General features: G+C 45.9%; 18 protein-coding genes and 1 pseudogene. 7 read left to right on the top strand and 12 right to left on the bottom strand.

Annotation, left to right across the window (positions count from 1 at the left end; translation table 11 throughout):
- Positions 1 to 27: 27 nt before the first annotated feature.
- Both parC and parE read right to left on the bottom strand, forming a co-directional pair.
- Positions 28 to 2337 carry a DNA topoisomerase IV subunit A gene (gene parC / locus B092_RS0103310; protein WP_018573822.1) on the bottom strand — a complete coding sequence of 770 codons (2310 nt, stop codon included), beginning with the start codon at positions 2335 to 2337 and terminating at the stop codon, positions 28 to 30.
- 44 nt (positions 2338 to 2381) lie between these two features.
- Positions 2382 to 4352, bottom strand: coding sequence for a DNA topoisomerase IV subunit B (gene parE / locus B092_RS0103305; protein ID WP_018573821.1), 1971 nt, complete (start codon positions 4350 to 4352; stop codon positions 2382 to 2384).
- Positions 4353 to 4752: 400 nt separating this feature from the next.
- On the opposite strand from parE, the gene trxA reads away from it, so the two are divergent.
- The 4 genes from trxA to B092_RS0103285 all read left to right on the top strand — a co-directional run bounded on the left by trxA (position 4753) and on the right by B092_RS0103285 (position 7930).
- Positions 4753 to 5076, top strand: coding sequence for a thioredoxin (gene trxA / locus B092_RS0103300; protein ID WP_018573820.1), 324 nt, complete (start codon positions 4753 to 4755; stop codon positions 5074 to 5076).
- A 118-nt stretch (positions 5077 to 5194) separates the two neighbouring features.
- Positions 5195 to 6451 (top strand): transcription termination factor Rho, encoded by a 1257-nt coding sequence (gene rho, locus B092_RS0103295; protein ID WP_018573819.1) that lies wholly within the window; start codon positions 5195 to 5197, stop codon positions 6449 to 6451.
- Positions 6452 to 6677: 226 nt separating this feature from the next.
- Complete coding sequence (locus tag B092_RS0103290) at positions 6678 to 7136, top strand: DUF4870 family protein (RefSeq protein ID WP_018573818.1); 459 nt, start codon at positions 6678 to 6680, stop codon at positions 7134 to 7136.
- A 410-nt stretch (positions 7137 to 7546) separates the two neighbouring features.
- Complete coding sequence (locus tag B092_RS0103285; RefSeq protein WP_018573817.1) at positions 7547 to 7930, top strand: DUF4870 family protein; 384 nt, start codon at positions 7547 to 7549, stop codon at positions 7928 to 7930.
- Positions 7931 to 7966: 36 nt separating this feature from the next.
- Here B092_RS0103285 and B092_RS0103280 read toward each other — a convergent pair whose 3' ends face one another.
- A complete protein-coding gene (locus tag B092_RS0103280; protein ID WP_018573816.1) occupies positions 7967 to 8185 on the bottom strand; it encodes a DUF1653 domain-containing protein in 219 nt (72 codons plus the stop codon).
- Between the two features lie 109 nt (positions 8186 to 8294).
- Between B092_RS0103280 and B092_RS0103275 the strand changes: the two genes are divergently transcribed.
- Positions 8295 to 9263, top strand: a complete 969-nt coding sequence (locus tag B092_RS0103275; protein ID WP_083907450.1) for a tRNA dihydrouridine synthase — start codon at positions 8295 to 8297, stop codon at positions 9261 to 9263.
- Between the two features lie 607 nt (positions 9264 to 9870).
- On the opposite strand, the gene B092_RS15345 is transcribed toward B092_RS0103275, so the two are convergent.
- From B092_RS15345 to ahpC, 3 genes are all read right to left on the bottom strand, one after another.
- Positions 9871 to 10287 carry a DDE-type integrase/transposase/recombinase gene (locus B092_RS15345; protein WP_160115304.1) on the bottom strand — a complete coding sequence of 139 codons (417 nt, stop codon included), beginning with the start codon at positions 10285 to 10287 and terminating at the stop codon, positions 9871 to 9873.
- A 214-nt stretch (positions 10288 to 10501) separates the two neighbouring features.
- The gene (gene ahpF, locus B092_RS0103265) at positions 10502 to 12055 is read right to left on the bottom strand and encodes an alkyl hydroperoxide reductase subunit F (RefSeq protein ID WP_018573813.1); all 1554 of its coding nucleotides are present in this window, start codon (positions 12053 to 12055) and stop codon (positions 10502 to 10504) included.
- 121 nt (positions 12056 to 12176) lie between these two features.
- Positions 12177 to 12740, bottom strand: a complete 564-nt coding sequence (gene ahpC, locus B092_RS0103260) for an alkyl hydroperoxide reductase subunit C (protein ID WP_018573812.1) — start codon at positions 12738 to 12740, stop codon at positions 12177 to 12179.
- 272 nt (positions 12741 to 13012) lie between these two features.
- Between ahpC and B092_RS13555 the strand changes: the two genes are divergently transcribed.
- Positions 13013 to 14164, top strand: coding sequence for a multifunctional CCA addition/repair protein (locus tag B092_RS13555; RefSeq protein ID WP_018573811.1), 1152 nt, complete (start codon positions 13013 to 13015; stop codon positions 14162 to 14164).
- A 238-nt stretch (positions 14165 to 14402) separates the two neighbouring features.
- Entirely contained in the window at positions 14403 to 14942 is a 540-nt protein-coding gene (locus B092_RS0103250) for an ATP-binding cassette domain-containing protein (protein ID WP_026253572.1), read from the top strand.
- Between the two features lie 98 nt (positions 14943 to 15040).
- On the opposite strand, the gene B092_RS15340 is transcribed toward B092_RS0103250, so the two are convergent.
- The 6 genes and pseudogenes from B092_RS15340 to B092_RS15990 all read right to left on the bottom strand — a co-directional run bounded on the left by B092_RS15340 (position 15041) and on the right by B092_RS15990 (position 20179).
- Entirely contained in the window at positions 15041 to 15193 is a 153-nt protein-coding gene (locus tag B092_RS15340) for a hypothetical protein (RefSeq protein ID WP_156813063.1), read from the bottom strand.
- A gap of 158 nt (positions 15194 to 15351) precedes the next feature.
- Positions 15352 to 15873, bottom strand: a complete 522-nt coding sequence (locus B092_RS0103240) for a cytochrome b (protein WP_018573809.1) — start codon at positions 15871 to 15873, stop codon at positions 15352 to 15354.
- Positions 15874 to 16017: 144 nt separating this feature from the next.
- Positions 16018 to 17004, bottom strand: coding sequence for a Csu type fimbrial protein (locus tag B092_RS0103235; RefSeq protein WP_018573808.1), 987 nt, complete (start codon positions 17002 to 17004; stop codon positions 16018 to 16020).
- Between the two features lie 4 nt (positions 17005 to 17008).
- Positions 17009 to 19414: a fimbria/pilus outer membrane usher protein gene (locus B092_RS0103230; RefSeq protein WP_083907449.1), complete on the bottom strand. Its 2406-nt coding sequence runs from the start codon at positions 19412 to 19414 to the stop codon at positions 17009 to 17011.
- A 29-nt stretch (positions 19415 to 19443) separates the two neighbouring features.
- Positions 19444 to 19968, bottom strand: a pseudogene (locus B092_RS15805) (Csu type fimbrial protein).
- An 88-nt stretch (positions 19969 to 20056) separates the two neighbouring features.
- Complete coding sequence (locus tag B092_RS15990) at positions 20057 to 20179, bottom strand: hypothetical protein (protein WP_018573805.1); 123 nt, start codon at positions 20177 to 20179, stop codon at positions 20057 to 20059.
- Between the last annotated feature and the right edge of the window lie 289 nt (positions 20180 to 20468).

Raw genomic sequence — 20468 nt, 5'->3', positions numbered from 1 at the left:
CAGTGCCTCAGTACGAACAAATTATCCTTACTCTTCGTCAAGTGCACCGGGTCGACTCAAAACAAAGTCTTTGACCCTGACATCTAAAACGCGACCCTTACGAGCACGTTTACCGATGTACTGCTCTAATTCATTTAAATCCAAAATATCTACTGTTTCTTTACGGCGATAAGTGCCAGTGACTGCTAAACCGGTCTCACCAAAAGGCACGGCCTGACTTAGTTTATCATCTTCGTCCAGACCCATTAAGATAGTCCCCAGGCCACCGCCTGCCAAATTCCTGACTTCTGTCAAAGAAATAATGAGAAACCTACCCTTAGCGCTTAGTAACGCCAAATAACGATCGTCTTTGTTGACAAAAATAGGTTTTAATAACGGCTTTTCAACCGTGATAAACTGCTTACCCGCTTTTTGACGGCTGGACATATGCTTGACGGTACTCATAAAGCCAATGCCATGTTCCTGAATCAAGAGCAGTTGCTGTGCCTCATCAGCAGCCAAGAAATGATTAATCTTGGTATTGGACTCGCTATCAACCATCGCCGTAATGGGCTGGCCATCACCGCGCGCTGACGGTAAATCAGCTACGTCGACAGTATATGCCCGTCCCGTATTGGATAGCGCAAGCAGGCTATCGACCGTACGTACTTCAAAGGTATCGTAAAGCTTATCACCGGATTTAAAGGTAAAGCTCTGCGCCTCATGACCGTGGCCTTGACGAGAGCGCAGCCAACCTTTTTGTGAAACAATCACGGTGACCGGCTCATCAACTACCCTATGCTCTAAAACGGCTCTTTCCGCTTCTTGAATCACGGTACGGCGATCATCACCAAATTTCTTCGCATCGGCTTCGATCTCTTTGATCATCATTTTGCGCATGGCTGTTGGGTGATCCAGTAAATGCTGTAAATCACTTTGCTCTTGACGCTTTTCTTCAAGCTCCTGCTCAATTTTGATTCCTTCAAGACGGGCTAATTGACGCAAACGCATTTCTAAAATATCTTCCGCCTGGCGCTCACTTAGGTTAAAGCGCTCCATCAAGGCGGCTCTTGGCTCATCAGAATCACGAATCGTCGCAATCACTTCATCCACGTTGAGATAGACCACCATGCGGCCTTCAAGCACATGAATCCGATCTGTTACTTTATCCAAACGATAATGAGTACGACGAGTGACCGTGTTGGAGCGAAATGCTAACCACTCCGTCAGAATCTCTTGTAGATTACGCTGACGCGGACGCCCATCAATGCCGATACAGACGAGGTTAACGGTGGCATTGCTCTCCATGCTGGTTTTAGCCAGTAGTTGATTGACAAACTCAACTCTATCAACACGAGATGTTTTAGGCTCAAAAACCAAGCGCACAGCCGCTTCTTTACCCGACTCATCGCGCACTCTATCTAATAAAGACAGCATCGCTGCACGTGCTTGTTGTTGATCGGCTGTCAATGCTTTGCGACCGGTACGAATTCTCGGATTAGAAATTTCTTCAATTTCTTCCAACACTTTTTGGGCGCTGGTAGCGGGTGGTAACTCAGTCACGACCAATTGCCATTGACCGCGTGCCAACTCCTCAAACTCCCAACGCGCACGCACTTTAACAGAGCCTCTACCGCTCCGATAAATCTCAGCAATCTCTTCAGCCGGTGAAATAATTTGACCGCCATTAGCGAAATCCGGGCCGGGGATATACTGCATTAACTCATCATCGGTTAAGCTCGGCTTTTTAAGCAAGGCCACACACGCTGAGGCCACTTCTCTTAAATTGTGCGAAGGAATCTCAGTCGCCATCCCAACCGCAATGCCCGACGCACCGTTAAGCAGCATCATCGGTAAGCGTGCAGGAAGCAAGGCCGGTTCCTTTTCACTGCCGTCGTAGTTAGGCATAAAATCAACCGTACCTTCGCCTAATTCCTCCAGCAACAACTCAGCCAGTGGGGTCAAACGTGCCTCGGTATAACGCATCGCAGCGGCACCGTCACCATCACGTGAGCCAAAATTACCCTGACCATCAACTAAGGGATAGCGTAACGTAAAGCTTTGTGCCATCCGCACCATGGCATCGTATGCTGCCTGGTCACCATGGGGGTGATACTTACCCAGTACATCACCTACCACTCGTGCAGACTTTACCGGCTTAGCATTGGCCCTAAGACCCATCGCATTCATGGCATAAAGGATACGGCGCTGCACCGGCTTTTGACCATCGCTCACATCCGGTAAAGCACGCCCCTTAACAACCGACACGGCATAATCTAAATAGGCTTTTTCAGCATAAAGACCGAGCGTTACGCCCTCTTCTTCAGGTACATCAAATAAATTGTTTTGTTCTGTCATTTAACACTTAATTTAGGTTTAAACTGTTTAAAAAGCCTACTTACTTAGACATCCAAGTCAGCAAGATTACCCTTTTCTTCTAGCCACGAACGACGCTGCTGAGCTTCACCACGCGACATCAACATATCAAACATCTGCTGTGTTTCTTCAGGACTAAAATCGCCGAAAGTCACGGGTAATAGACGACGTGTATCAGGATTCATGGTCGTCTCCCAAAGTTGCTCAGGGCTCATCTCACCAAGACCTTTAAAGCGACTGATGCTGAGACTTGTTTCTTTGTAATTTTCCGTATTGATTAACTTATCAACCGTCGAGTCTAATTCACGCTCATCTAAGCAATAGATTTTACGTGCCGGGCGCTTACCCTGAGCCGGTGCATCCACTCTAAATAACGGGGGTTGCGCCACATAAACAAAGCCATTTTCGACTAATTTAGGAAAATGTCGGTAGAACAAGGTTAACAACAAGACCTGAATGTGCGAACCATCCACATCCGCATCCGATAAGATGCAAATACGGCGATAACGTAATCCTGACAAATCAACCGACTCTTTGGGGCCATGAGGATCCACCCCAATCGCGACAGAAATATCATGAATTTCCTTATTGGCAAAGAGGCGATCTTTATCAACTTCCCATGAGTTTAATACCTTACCGCGCAAAGGAAGAATTGCTTGAAACTCCTTGTCACGACCCATTTTGGCGGAACCGCCGGCAGAATCACCTTCCACCAAAAAGACCTCAGTACGGGTCGGATCGTCGGACTCACAATCCGTCAATTTGCCGGGTAAAACCGCCACACCGGAACTCTTACGCTTTTCAATTTTTTTCGCAGAGCGTGCACGTGCCTGAGCTTGACGAATCACCATCTCGGCAAGCGTGCGCCCCCAGTCGACATTACTATTTAACCATAACTCAAATGAGCTCTTAACGTAATTGCTCACTAAGCGCACCGCATCACGGCTATTTAACCGCTCCTTGGTCTGACCTTGGAATTGCGGGTCCAACATACGTACCGACAATACAAAACTTGCACGCGCAAATAAATCCTCAGCCAATAAGCGCACACCTTTGGGCAAAAGATTATGAATATCGATAAACCCCTTTAAGGCATTAAATAGGCCCTCTCGCAGACCCGCTTCATGAGTCCCACCATTTAGTGTAGAGATCAAGTTCACATAGGACTCACGGGCGATCGCCCCCTCTAAAGTCCAAGCGACTAACCATTCACAGCCCTCACCCTCAGCAAAATCCTCATCGTTTTTGGCGGCAAATTGCTTACCCTCAAACATCGGAATCAACAAGTCCTCACCTGCCAACTCTTCTTCCAGGTAACCACGTAAGCCATCGGTGTATTGCCAATGCTGAGTTTGACCGTTTTTCTCATTGGTCAAAGTAATAGAGACACCCGGCAACAACACGGCTTTGCTGCGCAATAAGCGCTGTAAGTCCACAATGGGAAGGTTAGGGCTATCAAAATACTTAGCGTCAGGCCAGACACGCACGACGGTACCAGTCTTACGGGCCGGTGCGGTACCGATGACTTTTAAAGGCTCCAGCACTTCGCCGCCATTGGCAAAGACTAACTGATGCTGCTGACCACCACGGGTTACAACCACCTCAAGACGCTTAGACAAGGCGTTAGTGACGGACACCCCGACGCCATGTAAACCACCGGAGAATGCATAGGCACTGGACGTGGCTTTATTAAACTTACCCCCAGCATGCAAACGGGTAAACACAATCTCGACGACCGGCGCATTTTCTTCTGCATGCCACCCCACCGGAATACCGCGACCATCATCCTCAATGCTGATGCTCTGATCCTGATGGATGGTGACGTGGATATTTTTACAAATACCGGCCAGCGCTTCATCCGCAGAGTTATCGATGACCTCTTGAATGATATGTAAAGGCGTTTCTGTCCGCGTGTACATACCAGGGCGTTCGCGCACCGGCTCTAAACCCTTAAGTACCTGGATCGAGGATTCTTCGTAACTTTGTTGATTGCTCATACTGGGTAAATTACTTAATTAATTAGATTGTAAAAAAAAGACATTTTATAGCCTATACAAGACTTTTGTAATGAAATCACGCGCTTTACTCAACATAAAACAGATTTTAATGTTATTCTAGCTGCATAAAATAATATATTCTTATCACCTTGTGTGTGACATTATCCGGCAAACACCCTAAGCTTCATACTGACTGTTAAGCTTTACTCCGCTGCTGATTATAGAAGAATATAAACAAGCTTTTTTCTGTGGCCTCTCATCATATAGCAGGCCGAATTAGATTCCCATTAGTGGCAAATAGCTTGGTTAGTGTATCACTGACCCAAGGAAGCTATAACACAATACGCTTCTTGCACAACAAGCGCTACTTGCTTTCTAATTTTATTAAAGAGTAAAAACTATGAGCGATATCATTAATGCTACAGACGCCAGCTTTGATGCTGATGTGTTAGAGTCCGTGTTACCTGTTTTAGTCGATTTTTGGGCGCCTTGGTGTGGTCCATGCCGTCAGATTGCCCCCGTACTCGAAGAGCTTGCCAAAGACTATAAGGGTCAGGTTCGCGTGGTTAAAGTTGACGTTCAAGAACATCCTGAGGTTGCTGCAAAATTTGGTATTCGCAGCATTCCTACATTAAAAACATTCAAAGCAGGTCAAGAAGTCGGTACACAAGTCGGCGCTGCTAACAAGCAACAACTAGCCAGCCTAATCGATCAAGCACTCTAAGCCTTAGTGATCAATCGATTAGTAACCACTGAGTAACCGCTATTTTCTTTTTATACTGCGCGCAGCCAAATTCACTTGGCTGCCACATCAACCAATTGATTTAATATAACTACAAGCAATGCATTTAAACGAACTCAAATCTTTACACGTCTCCGAATTACTGGAGCTGGCGCAACAATTAGAAATCGATAACGCCAACCGCTTCCGTAAGCAAGAGCTGATGTTTGCCATTATGAAAAAACGCGCCAAGAGCGGCGAGCAAATTTTCGGCGATGGTGTACTGGAAGTTTTACCGGATGGTTTCGGCTTTTTACGTTCTCCGGAGACTTCGTATTTAGCCAACACAGACGACATTTATATTTCCCCTTCACAAATTCGTCGCTTTAACCTCCACACAGGTGACTCGGTAGAAGGTGAAGTACGTGTACCTAAAGACAATGAGCGTTATTTTGCCTTAGTTAAAGTTGAAAAGGTTAATGGCGCAGCGCCCGATCGCGTCAAGCATCGCATGATGTTTGAAAACCTAACGCCTCTACACCCGGATGAGCCACTGCATTTAGAGCGTGACATTCGCAGTGAAGAAAATAACACCGGTCGAATTTTAGATATTTTCGCTCCTCTCGGTAAAGGTCAGCGTGCACTGATTGTCGCGCCCCCCAAATCCGGTAAGACCGTCATGATGCAGCACATTGCGCAATCTATTACGACCAATCACCCTGACGCTACCTTAATTGTTTTATTAGTCGATGAGCGTCCTGAGGAAGTTACCGAGATGCAGCGCACCGTTCGTGGTGAGGTTGTTGCTTCAACCTTTGACGAACCCGCTACCCGTCACGTACAAGTAGCAGAAATGGTCATTGAAAAAGCTAAGCGTCTGGTTGAAATGAAAAAAGACGTGATTATTCTGCTTGATTCAATCACCCGCTTAGCACGTGCGTACAACACGGTAATTCCTGCCTCAGGCAAGGTATTAACCGGCGGTATGGATGCCAACGCTCTCCACCGCCCTAAGCGCTTCTTTGGTGCAGCACGTAATGTTGAAGAAGGTGGTTCTTTAACCATTGTCGGTACGGCCCTAATTGAAACGGGTAGCCGTATGGACGATGTGATTTACGAGGAATTTAAAGGCACCGGTAACTCCGAGGTTCACTTAGAGCGTCGCTTAGCTGAAAGACGTCTCTACCCTGCGATTAACCTCAACAAATCAAGCACTCGTCGTGAAGAACTACTGATGAAGCCCGAGGATTTACAAAAAGTCTGGATTTTACGTAAGTTTATCCATGATATGGACGAGATTGAGGCAATGGAGTTTATCCTCGGCAAAATCAAAGAAACCAAGAACAATGCCGAATTCTACGATATGATGAAGAAATAAAGTATTACATCTAAAAGCGCGTTGACTGACGAACGCGCTTTTTTTACGGCTGTAAACTTTCACTATGAATCCATCAGCGATTTTAATCTTTTTGCCATTATTTTTAATAACTTTTAATTACTTAAATCATCCAATCAATAAACATCACCCATCATAATTAGTTACAATTTAATCCACTTTCAAAGATGTCTACACTTTATTAACTATTTATTCAGAGAGAATATTTATGCAAGATTTTGCTACTCAATTGCAACAAAAAGAGCAAACCCAAGAGAAACCGGTCAAGAGTGAAGACAAAAATTTTCTGCTTGCGACTTATGTTTTTTTTGCTCTAGGTATCTTCACTGGAGGCGTAACCACTCTCATCGGCATAATAATGGCCTATATAAAACAGTCTGATTATAGAAACACCATTTATGAAAGCCACATAACTTATTTGATTCGTACTTTCTGGCTAACTATTTTTTTCTTTATAAGTGGTTTTGTACTTTTCTTTGTTGGCTCCGTATTTAGTGCACTATTCATTTTTATTGGCATTGGTTTTATAACGTTTCCTTTATCCGTCATGTTCAGTTATTTACTGTACATATGGGCATTTGTTTGGTTCATTGTTCGCGTTGTGATAGGTTTTATCAGCTTTTATGACAATCGACCCATAGCCAGACCTTATACTTGGCTCTTTTAAGACGATTACTTAAGTTAGCTTAAGAAGTTAAAACAGCTTATATTTAAACTAATTTTTTATTTGTTAGTTTAGAGATCATATACCAGCGTATTAACCCCTTGTTCACCTATGTGCATTCCCTCATTGGGATAGTCATGGAAGATTTCAACAAGCAAATTCAACAAGCAAAACAAATCGATGAGAAGTAGAAAAGCTTTCTTATTGCCATCCCTATTATTTTTACGATGAAAAAATAGTTTAACTTCTAAGAAAAGCGCGAATCATCAGGATCGCGCTTTTTTGTGCTTGTCGAAGATGCAAATAAAAACCTGTCTTTGTAATTATTGAAATAATTCATAACGTCTTAATACTTTAATTTTTGAATGTCAGCCATATATTCATGAAAGGCGTCTAAGCAATTTTTGAAAGGGATGACTATACAAGATTTCAATAACCAAATTGAAGAAATAAAACGAGTCAGCGAGAAGCAGAAGAACTTTCTGCTCGTAACTTATATTGTTTTTGCAGTTGGCTTATTTACTTGTGGTTTAATCAGCATTGCAGGTCTAGTAATGGTCTATATTAAGCGTGATGATTATAAAAACTCTATTTATGAGAGCCATGTTACCTACTTAATCCGTACCTTTTGGATAGGGCTTTTATACGGTTTTATTAGCTTTATCCTTGCGATCTTAGGTATTGGCGTTATATCGGGGATCTTAACAAGTATTTGGTATGTTATCCGAGTCGTCAAAGGCTTTATCACCTTTTACGATGATGAGCCAATTCAAGACCCAAAAACTTGGCTTTTTTAATGATTAAAGGCAGCCTTAGCGCTGCCTTTTTTATAGCTACAGAGCTTGTATTAACTCAAAGCGAGGCACCTTTTTGCCCTCCGCATTTTGAATCACCTCATTGAACATCGCTAAGGGTCTAACCCAATAGGAATAGTCTCCATATAAGCACTGATAACAGACTAGCTCCTCCTCAGTTTCACTGTGCTTAACCACTCGATACACCTGATAAAGCGCGCCCTTATAGTGACGGTAAATGCCTGCTTGAATAGCCATTAACATTGACTCCTAAAATTTTTAAAACTCGGTTTTTATATGCGGATTTGTTCTTCGCAAATAGATATACTATCAGCTTCAAAAAACCGATTTCATTTATTCCACAATCGTGAAACTTATCCTCGCCCCCATGGAGGGCTTAACCGATCCGTTAATGCGCAATTTGCTCACCTCTGCAGGTGATTTTGATTGGTGCGTGACTGAATTTATCCGTATTACCGATACAGTATTACCAGACAGCTCGTTTTATTTACTATGCCCGGAATTAGAAAATGGTGGTAAGACGGCAGCAGGTACGCCTGTTCATGTGCAGCTACTCGGTAGCAATGCCGAGATGCTCGCAGCAAATGCGATTCGAGCGGCAAGCTTAGGTGCGCCGGCGATCGATCTAAACTTTGGCTGCCCCGCCAAAACAGTCAACCGACATCGTGGTGGCTCAGTTCTTTTAGATGAACCCGAGGTGATCTATCAAGTCGTCAAAGCGGTCCGTGATGCTGTACCTGCTGAGATACCGGTTTCTGCAAAAATGCGACTTGGCTACATGGATCGTAATTTCACCTTAGAAAATGCCCATGCGATTGAAGATGCGGGCGCGAATTGGCTTACCGTGCATGCTCGCACCAAAGCTGAAGGCTACAAACCGCCTGCCTTTTGGGATCAGCTACGCCCTATTCGCGATGCCATTAACATTAATGTGATTGCCAATGGCGAAATCTGGAACAATGCAGATGCTAAGCAATGTCAAGTGGAATCCGGCTGCGAAGACCTTATGATTGGACGAGGCGCCGTCATGACCCCCGATATTACTCATTGCATTCGCAAAGACAGTGAGTCAGCTATTATGACTTGGTCTGAGCTATTACAACTGCAGCGACGCTTTTTAGAAGGCCGCACCCTACTGTACGGACCAAAAACCACCGAGAGTAGAGTGCTGGGCCGCTATAAACAATGGCTCGCCATGATGTCCACACATTATGACGAAGCAAAAGAACTATGGATTAAAGTAAAAGTGATTAGAGTGCTCGAAGAAGCTCAGAATCTAATCAAAACAGAAACACGAGACTGGGAGCAACGCTAAAGGATGCTGGGCGCATCAACTAAAAAAGCCAACAGACTTTTAATCCGTTGGCTTTTAAAAAACTTGATGCAACCGGAATGTGTCAACCTGATTTGAGCCGGTTCTTTAAAAATTAACGTATTTTCTCGATGACCCGTTTCAAGGTCGGAAAGTTGACTCCATCTTCGACGGTGGCCTGGTCGGCATCTTCAGGTACCGGGTTAATGCACACCTCTGAAGGCGGCATCTGGGCGACAGGGCGTCCCCTGGTAAACCGCTCCGGGCGGCGGCTGTACATGGCGTCCAGAGCTGCCTACCTCGTCTTGACCAGGTTTTGGTACTCACCGGTAAACACCTGATACGGCGTAAAGCCTGCCAGGCTGCTGTGGTGATGTTGGTGGTTGTACCAGTGTAATAGTCCTCACACCAACGCATGGCGTGATCGAAGCTGTCAAAGCGCCTTGGGTAGTCCGGCTGGTACTTCAGGGTCTTGAACTGCGACTCACTCATGGCGTTGTCGTTGCTTACCCGGGGGCGACTGTGGCTGGCGGTAATGGCCAGCTCGCCCAGCAAGTCCAGGTAGCAGTGCGCCGTCATGGGCACACCGCGATCCTGATGAATCGTCAGGCTATCGGGCTAGATGTCGTAACCGCATATAGGCTTCCTCAATCAGTTGACTCGACAAGGCACTGTTTTCTTTGCGTGACAGCATCCAGGCGACGATGTAGCGGCTGAAAAGGTCCATAACCACATACAAAGACAGGTATTCACCACGTTTTTTTGTCGGCAGTTTGGCAATGTCCCAAGTCCACACCTGATTGGACCGGGTTGCTTGCAAGCGTGGAATTGGCTGAGGGCTAGCAGGGCGTTGCTGGCGTCGCTCGCCATTAAGCTCCTCCTCCCGCATCAGGCGATGCATCGTGCTGATCGAGCACAGATAAATGCCTTGCTGCAGCAGGCTGTAATAGACCTGTGCTGGCGGTTTGTCCGCGTATTCATCACTGGTCAAGACCTCGGTTACCTTGCTGCGTTCCTCTTCGCTCAAAGCTCGTGGCTGGCTGCTGCGCCCCGCTTGCGCCGGTACGGGCTGGGCCGGCCCCATGAAATGATAACGGGCACGGCCCGCTCGTACAGAAGCATGCTTATAGCCTTGTTAGATTTTTTAGGTCTAACTTTTGGGGGTCACTTCATGCAATTCAATGCAGCGGGCGTTTAATTTTATTGCAGCCTCACTCTAGGCTGATGCAAGATCTTATCGATTACGAGCGGATGATGTGATCAAATGCACTCAATGAGGCTTTTGAGCCTTCGCCCATGGCAATCACAATCTGCTTGTAAGGTACTGTAGTCACATCACCTGCAGCGAAGACGCCTGGGATACTGGTTGCACAGCGAGCATCGATTTCAATTTCACCGTGCTGAGACAAGGCAACTGTGTCTTTCAGCCACTCAGTGTTAGGTAACAAACCAATCTGCACAAAGATACCATCCAAATTAACGGTGTGGCTTTCCTCTGTGGTACGGTCTTGATAGATCAAGCCAGTTACTTTACTGCCATCACCAATCACTTCAGTGGTCATCGCACTCTTAATAATGGTGACATTGGGCAAGCTGGCTAACTTTTTCTGCAACACTTCATCAGCGCGCAGGCTGTCAGCAAACTCAAGCAAAGTCACATGCATCACCAAGCCGGCTAAATCGATGGCGGCTTCAACGCCCGAGTTACCACCACCAATCACTGCTACATCTTTACCTTTATATAAAGGACCATCACAGTGTGGGCAGTAAGCAACACCACGGCCGCGGTACTCTTGCTCGCCGGGTACATTCATTTCACGCCAGCGGGCACCGGTGGAAATAATAACGGTTTTTGCTTTTAAGCTCGCGCCAGACTCAAATTCGACAGTGTGCAAGCCACCCTCTTCTTCAGCAGGGACTAAACGACTGGCTTTTTGCAAGTTCATCACGTCGATATCGTAATCACGCACATGCTCTTCCATGGCGCGGACCAGCTTTGGACCTTCGGTAGCTTTAACAGAAATAAAGTTTTCAATGGCCATGGTATCCAATACTTGACCACCAAAACGCTCTGTCGCAACACCGGTACGGATACCTTTACGTGCTGAGTAAATTGAAGCTGCAGCACCGGCAGGACCGCCACCAATTACTAAGACCTCAAAAGGATCTTTTTCATTCATTTTAGCGGCATCACGCTCAACACTACCGGTGTCTACTTTGGCGAGGATTTCTGCAACATCCATGCGGCCTTGGGCAAACATTTCGCCATTCAAGAAGACCATTGGCACGGACATCACTTGACGCTCTTCCACCTCGTCTTGGAACAGGCCGCCATCAATGGAAACGTGACTAATATTGGGGTTCAACACTGCCATCAAGTTCAGTGCTTGAACAACATCTGGGCAGTTCTGGCAAGACAAGGAATAATACGTTTCAAAATGCATCTTGCCTTGCAAGTTAGAAATCTGCTCAATAACGTCTTGGCCTAGCTTCGATGGGTGTCCGCCAACTTGCAGCAGCGCCAACACCAATGAAGTAAATTCATGGCCCAGTGGTATACCAGCAAAGCTTAAGCTGATGCCACCATCCAGACGGTTTAAAGAAAATGAAGGGGTACGTGCATCATCACCATCAGTACGCAGGGTGATTTTGTCACTCATGCCGGCAATTTCTTCCAGCAAGTTTTGCAATTCGGTAGATTTGGCACTGTTATCAAGGGAAGCAACGATTTCAAACGGCTGCGTCACCTTTTCTAGGTAAGCCTGTAGTTGTGCTTTTAAATTAGCGTCCAACATGATTAATATGCTCCAAACTCTGTTCTTAGAAAATAAACGCCCGAGCGAAGTATGCCCGGGCGTCGGGCTTACCGAGTTGTATTACAACTGAGCAAGCGAGGTAACAAGTAAGGGTTTAACCTTAGATTTTACCGACTAAGTCCAGTGAAGGTCTTAGAGTTGCTTCACCTTCTTTCCACTTAGCTGGGCAAACTTCACCTGGGTGCGCTGCAACGTACTGTGCTGCTTTAACTTTGCGCAGTAGCTCTTGTGCGTCACGGCCAATACCACCAGCGTTGATCTCAACGATCTGAATCTTACCTTCTGGGTCGATTACAAAAGTACCGCGATCTGCCAAACCATCTTCTTCAATCATCACACCAAAGTTACGGGTGATTTGACCTGTTGGGTCACCGATCATTGGGTACTGAATCTTGCCGATTTCTTCTGAAGTATCGTGCCACGCTTTGTGAGTAAAGTGCGTGTCAGTGGACACTGAGTAGATTTCTACGCCAAGCTTTTTGAACTCTTCGTAGTTGTCAGCTAGGTCACCCAGCTCAGTTGGGCAAACAAAGGTAAAGTCTGCTGGGTAGAAAAATACTACAGACCACTTACCTTTCAGATCTGCTTCGCTAACTTCAATGAAATCACCATTGTGAAATGCTGTTGCATTAAATGGTTTAACTTCGCTATTAATATAAGACATTTAAAATTCCTTTAAGATGTTGAAGAACTTACGCTGTTAATAATAGCAGACCTGAGCGCTTAGGTATAATTGATTGATATCATAGCCTTGATAGCTTTTACCTATCGGTGTTTTTATTACTGATGTTGTGTGAGCAATTCTGTCTGCTTAATCTCTAACCAGCGCTGTTACAATTTAGCACACTAAGCAGTCGTTAAGCAACACAACACTGGCATCAAGATAAATAACTCTAGAAGCGCTTGGTGTCATGTATTATTAAGGTATGTCTCTGTATGCAAATTTTCAAGGTCGGTGGTGCTGTTCGTGATCAATTATTAGGCCGCGAGGTGATCGATATTGACTGGGTAGTGGTCGGCGCAACGCCAGAACACATGCTTGAGCAAGGCTTTCACCCAGTGGGTGAAGATTTTCCGGTATTCCTACACCCAGAAAGCGGCGAAGAGTATGCGTTAGCCCGCACTGAGCGCAAAAGTGGCCATGGTTATAACGGCTTTACCTTTCACACCAGTCCCGATGTGACCTTAGAAGAAGATTTATTACGCCGCGATCTCACTGTGAATGCCATGGCACTTGCTGCTGACGGGACGCTGATTGATCCGTACGGCGGCCAACAAGACCTAGCCGCACGCACTTTACGCCATGTGTCCCCAGCCTTTGCTGAAGATCCATTACGGGTGTTACGGGTTGCCCGCTTCGCTGCTCGTTATGCTTATTTAGGTTTTAGCGTGCACCCTGACACCTTAGAACTGATGCGTGTGCTGGCTGAATCCGGCGAGCTTGAGCACTTAACTGCTGAGCGTATATGGCAAGAATTTGCTTGCGCGTTAATGGAAAACAACCCTGAAGTTTTTATTGAAGTGTTACGGGAGTGCGGTGCATTAAAAGTTTTACTGCCCGAAGTGGACGCATTATTTGGCGTACCGCAACCTGAACAACATCACCCAGAAATTGATACGGGGATCCATATCCTTAGTGTGCTGCAGCAGTGTGTGCGTTTTGCCCAACCTTTAAATGTGCGCTGGGCCTGTTTATTACATGACTTGGGCAAAGGCACCACCGATCCTGCCGAGTGGCCCAGGCACATTGGCCATGAAACTCGCGGCTTGGCATTAATTAAAAGAGTGAATAAGCGCTTTAAAGTGCCCAATGATTGCGCGCAACTGGCTTTTTTAGTGGGTGAATTTCACAGCCATGCCCACCGTGCGTTGGAACTGCGCCCCAGTACCTTATTAAAGCTACTGATGAAGTTTGACATTATGCGCCGCCCACAACGCTTGGCTGATTTTATTGCCGCCTGTGAAATGGACGCCCGTGGCCGCCTTGGCCTCGAAGACCGCGATTACCCACAAGCGCAATATTTTCGCGAAGCCGCTGATGTGGTGCGCGCGGTGGACGTCAAACCCTTACTAGCGCAAGGCTTGTAAGGCGCTGAGCTGGGTAAAGCACTGAATGAAGCGCGCCAGCAAGCAGTGCAAAGTTATGTGGCTGAGCAACGCCAAAACACTTAAATTAAACACCCTCAAGCAGAGCGTACCGTGCGCCGTGACTGCCTACAGCGATCGCTTGCGCCAGTTCTATTGAATAGATATTAAATACTGGGCTTGCCTCATTAGGGACGCTAATATTCCACCCCCTTAAATTGGAGCTGATAAACTCTGCGCCATGATACGAATTACTGATCTTACCCTACAACGCGGCCCACTGCGCTTACTGGAAAATGCAGAGTTAACCCTGCACCCAGGGCATAAAGTCGGCTTAATTGGTGCCAATGGCGCTGGTAAATCCAGCTTATTCGCTTTACTGCGCGGTGAACTGCATCACGATGCCGGCGAGTGCGAGTTACCCGCTACTTGGCGTATTGCCCATATGCGTCAAGAAATTGATGTCCCTGAGCGCAAAGCCATCGACTATGTTCTAGATGGTGACACCCAACTGCGCGACATTCAGCAGCGCTTAGCCATTGCCGAGCAGCAGCACGATGGTGCCGAGCTGGGCCGTTTACATGCCGAGCTGGACAGTGCCGATGCCTACACTGCCGATGCCCGCGCCCGCAGAATGTTAGCCGGCCTAGGCTTTTTAGAAGAGCAAATGGACAACCCGGTCAGGCAACGGCTGGCTGACGAACTGCGTCATGATGCGCTCTCTTCCAGATTGTCCAACAATTCCAAGGCTTTTTTTGGAGCATCAGGCAGCTATCTTTAACCTCGACCTGACGGCGCAGGCGGGCATTTTCTTTCTCCAGTTGCTCGATACGTTTTTGCTCGGCGGTTTTCTTGACGGCAGGGCCGGGTGCGATTTTTTTAGCCCGTCAACACCCTGCTCCGGCAGATCGCGCCGCCATTGGGCCAGCTGGTTGGAATACAGCTTTCGCGCCGCAGCAGCTTGCCGACTTCGCCATGCTTGCAGGCGTCGGCTTGCTGAATGATCGACAGCTTGTACTCGGGGGTAAACACACGGCGTGTGCGTTTCTCAAGCTCTGCTGCGGCTCGACCTTTAGGTCAACGGGTGTGGCTGGTTTAGGCATTTTGCTTCTCCTGACGGCCCTGATCTGTATGTTATCTCAAATACCAGTGGCTCAGGGTTATGTTGACACACAGGGGGCAACCTAAAGCTACACCATACGCTTCATCACACCATCTTTTTTAACAAAATGATGATAGAAAGCCATTGCAACGTGACCAATGACCACAACCAGGAAAATCCAAGAGAGTGGTGAGTGTAGCGTACCGCCGACAGTCGCCATCCAAGGGATTTCAGGACCACCACTGATAATCTGCACTCCAAAAGCCTTCCAGCCGAAGCCTCGGCCAACCAAATACATTATCCCGGAAACAGGGATCAAGACCATACAGGCATACAGCGAAAAATGACCGAGCTTAACCAAGGCAGCTGTCGCCGGCTCCTGTAGCGGACGGTTATTGTGCTGGCTTAAAGCCCATATAATGCGCAAAATCACTAATAACAAGATTAATGAACCAATACTGCCATGCCAAGGGACTAAATTCTGACCCACCCAATGCTCACCATCAGCAATACGGTCAAAGAACTTCATGCCCTGCCAAACAATTAATAACGCCATCACCCAATGGAAAATACGCGTAATACTACCGTAACGCTCTCGTGAATCTTTCATTTTTTCTCCTACTACGATTTCAATTAATACTGACTCAATAATAACACTGATCGTGCTAAGGTTATTCTAAATGAAACACATTGCAACTATTTGACAGACGCTAGGCACGACGGTTCAGACGTAGCGCTATTGCCTTGCGCTAAATCAATAAGTCACCGTGACCATGATCGTGTCTTTATATTGTGCAGCGGCCAAGCCCTGTGTCTGCGGCACTTGACCGTAAACGATTGATTGATGAGCATGGCCTGTCGATGTCAGCTTTTTCGTTTCTGCTGTATTTAACGTCTCACCCCAACGCTGTGTACGTTGTGGGTTGTTATACAACTCATAAGGTATATAATCTCCATCGGCTGATTTCATACGACGTGTATTGCCAACTGAATGTAAGCCATTATTAAGGGCTATTTGATAGTCGGTGCCATTCGCACAATGCGTGTTGATTTGTGAGGTGGCATTAATCGGCCCGGAGAAATTACTTGGTTGCACACCAAAATCAAGCGTGGTGGCGCTGACATTGCATGTCTTCTGAATATTAGCGGTTGCGGTTAATGTAGTTGTAGTGGTATCACTACTGAAACTACAAGCACCTAATCCCAAAACAGCAAGAGATGACATTTTTACTCTTATACTCATGGTTGCTGTATATGAACCATAAGGTTTCGACATAAGATCACCACTACTAGCAAGCAATCGACCATAAATTGGTAATGAGCCCTTAGCACCTCCTACACTAACTAATACGCGACCATGATCTATAATCATCGGCGGATAGACGGAATTACCAAATCGGTAGCCCCATACCTTGCTTCGCGCTGCATCCATATAGATCTGAAAATCAATGTTTGATGATGAAGAAGTATGAGATAACTTACGTGGAATAATATCGCTTCCAGTCGGATGAATTTCTATACAGACATACTTATTAGTCAATAAACTTATCGAACCAGTGCACTCATAGTTCAATTGGGCACTAGGATTCTCGTTCAACAATGGCTGCAGATTAACGGGGTCAATCTCTCCAAAATTAAGCCCTGTCACTGAAGCAGTACAAGCAGCCTCAGCCGACTGATGCCCAAACAAACCACCCATCAGAAGAAAGGTATAAAAAATCGTTTTTCTAAGCTTTATCATCTGTTTACCTACAAACAAAAGGTCCTAATTGTGGGATGGTGGCTTCTTCTAATTTAAAGTCAAACTCAATAGTACAACTTATTTGTTCGCCGCTAACTTCAAGTCGATTTGAATCTTCGAGTTTATCTAAATAAGCAATACCATCATAGCCAACCATGGTGCTATGCTTGCCGTTTAGTACTACCTGAGTACCTAATTTCAGGGCTTCTCCCTGAGCGTCTTGTAATAAGACAGTGGCTGCTCTTATCGGCTCGATTTTAAATAAAACGCGCGTACCCGATTTGGCTTGAGTAGAGATATCGGTACTGACCTTATCAATCGACATATTAGCAGGTAGCGTCATGGTATCTATATCAATCTTATTATGCTGATAGGCATTTAAAGGGGCAACCAGTAATAATCCACGACGGTTCGTCGTGCCGTATCTATTATTTTGCAGTTTAACAGGCACATCGGCAATTCCATTAGTAGAGACGACCGCAAAACCATCCGTGATCTGACGACCGGGGAATACCCCTCCCGACATCGCAACCACTGAACCACGTGTACTCAAGTAAGCAGCTTGCTGATTGTTATCAACGCGTGCGCCCACCCCATAATCACCATAGCGTCCACGATAATCCGCATTGGCATGCAATGCACTGACATCCTCAGCGTGACTACCATGTAAATTCCAAGACCAACCCATATTGTCTCGTCTGGTTTTATTAACGTCAACCGTATAACGCTGTTGACCATCGGAGTGATTTACTGCCGAAGACACTCGATAATTATCACCTAAACTAAAGGAAATACCGGCATACACCGAAGAGCTGCCATTACCACTGAGACTTTTATTGTAATTAATGCTCACATAGGTTGAACGTCCGATCGATTTACTCCAATAGGCATTAACATAGCGGTTTTCTTCTTGTTCAAAATACCCAAGCTTAATATAGCTGACACCTAAACTCCCCCATTCCCCCAAATTGATCCCGGTGGAGATCGTCTGATTAATTTCCGGATGTTCAGAACCATACAAGGAAGCGATATCCTTGTATTTTCTATTTGCCTTAGTCAGACTCGCATTCACATGAAAATACTTACCCTGCCATTGATAACCCAAGCTATGCTGACGACCGCTCTCCTTGGCAAAGGCCTTATCGTCTAGTCGACTATTGGCAATGGAACCCGTAAACACGCCCAATTGACCCAAGCGGATATTAGCTCCTACCCCATAATTGAGTAATTCTCGCGAACCCTCAGCATGCAGTTCTGTCGTGATTGAATTCGTTAAACCATAACGAAGCGTACCCGAAAACACCTCTTCTTTGGCATAACGATCCGAGCGGATGCCATAGTCCTTTCGTACATAACCGGCTTCTATAGACCAATCCGCCAAACCTTGTCGAAGCAGCATGGTGGTGCTATAAAAAGGTAAGCTCATGCTCTGCTGCCTACCCTGTGTATCGGTCAAGACCATCGTGGCATTGCCAGCGCCATTGATATAGGGCATGGTTTGGATTTCAAAAGGGCCTGACGGCACATTTTGCTCATACTGCTTAATCCCATTAATATACAGTTCCGCCGTCGACGGTACAGCCGCCTCACCTAAAAAGGAAGGCAATGGCGCAGTTGATAAATAAGGTTGTAGGGCAAAATTACGACTTAATTGAATCCCACCAATACGGGTGGAGCGACTCCATGGCAAAGAAGCCGTCAAGGTATCCCCCAAACGCAGACTGATCGCAGCGCTTTGCCACGAAGTTTCCCATTGCGTATCAAGTCTAACAGCTTGATTATGCCAACGCCTATTAAAGGGCGAATAATTTGATTGATAGAGCGCTGTATTACTAAGCACACCATAAGGAGTAAAAAAGCGCCCTTCAGCAAAAAGGCTTAACGATTTATATTTATCACTTGAATAAGAGCTATACAAATCATAATTCAGCAGTAGCCCCGTACCCTTAGATACTTCAATATCTGGTGAGCTTGATTGGATAAATGCTCTGCGCTCATGATCAAGACGATCCAGCGGAATGGTTAAAGACAGTGCCTGAACCTCTTGTTGATAATGCTGCTGTAAGCCGGCAATCTGATCCAAGGCAAGTAAGGGGCTACTACTATCCAAATCCTTAAAACCCATGGACAGCAAAACGTCTGGGCTAGTATAGAGCTGTCCTTGCTTAACTGTAAATGGTAATAAATCAGGCAGTTTATTGCCATTTAAAGTCACCAATAAATAAACGGTATTAAAATCCGCCTGAGCTTCTTGCAGTAAACGAAGCTCAGACGGACTGATAGCGGGTGGAATATCCTGCGCATTTACATGGATTGGCTGTAGGCCAATCAACAAAAAACCACAAATACTTAAACGACTGAGAGGCATTTTTTGTACAACAAACGCCTTGTGCCTCTTAACAGGTAACATAGGAGTATTAATTTAACACCCCAACGTTATTAGAAAGTTACTGTTGCCGTCACTGTATCCAAATAATTACCAACCGTATGATTAGTATTCAGCACTCTTCCATAAATCGTGTGTGTTACTTCTGAGCCGGTTCCGGTTTGTGAAGCTAGTACAGTGCCTGAAGAGCCATCGCCCCACACTGTCGCTCTACTTTCTTCCTAGTATAAATTATAAGCGACATAATCATTGGCATTAAGCGTATCAACACCTTTCATTCTACGAGTGCCAACATCGTTAGCAGTTTCGGCATTCTCTCCTGCATTCAACGCAATTGAATAAGATGAGCCTTTAGTGCAAGCAACATTCAAATTAGTCGTACTATCTACATTCTTGGCAGAAAAACCATGCATTCCAAAATCCAAAGGCGCAAGACCGCGAGAACTAATCGCGCAAGAATCTACAATTTGAATTGTTACATCAAATTGATTTGCTATCTCGTCAGCTGACGCCTGAGGCGCTACAGCAGCTAATGTTAGACCTAAAGCCGTCAATAAAAACTTCCGATTAAAACTCATTTTTTTACCCTTAAAAATATTAATAAAACGTTTATAAAACATAGCGACGCTGATTCACTATCTGCGTCGTTTAAAAGCACAACTACGACTACTGCAAAGCACCAACTGAAATCTGCTGCTCAATGCCATTGACAAACACATTAAACACACCACCGGAAGTAAATAGTCCGGTATTGGATGCAATAACGAATTGATTCGTGCTGTTAGCCAAAGCGTAACCAACTAAGCCCTCATTAAGGACTATTGTCTTGCCGTTAGTTTGTTTGACATCCTCCCCGCCCTAAAGAACGGGGATTCCTACGGCGTTCAGGCGACCATCGCCTGACTCGCTTCGGTGGGTTCTTGGCCCGACGCCCTTACCTACANGCGAAGTCTCTGCACAAGCTAACNGGGCGTGTCCCGCCCTTAACACATTGATCGCGCCGACTACGTCAGCGTTTTCCTCAAAATCACAGTCCATACACTTGAAGCACGCTTGGCTACGCCTATTCTCCTTGGCA

It is taken from the genome of Oligella ureolytica DSM 18253, from assembly GCF_000373745.1.
In the GTDB taxonomy this organism is placed as follows: Bacteria; Pseudomonadota; Gammaproteobacteria; order Burkholderiales; family Burkholderiaceae_B; genus Oligella; species Oligella ureolytica.
Note: the sequence above shows the minus strand (reverse complement) of the source record. Positions and strands in the feature narration are given on the sequence as shown.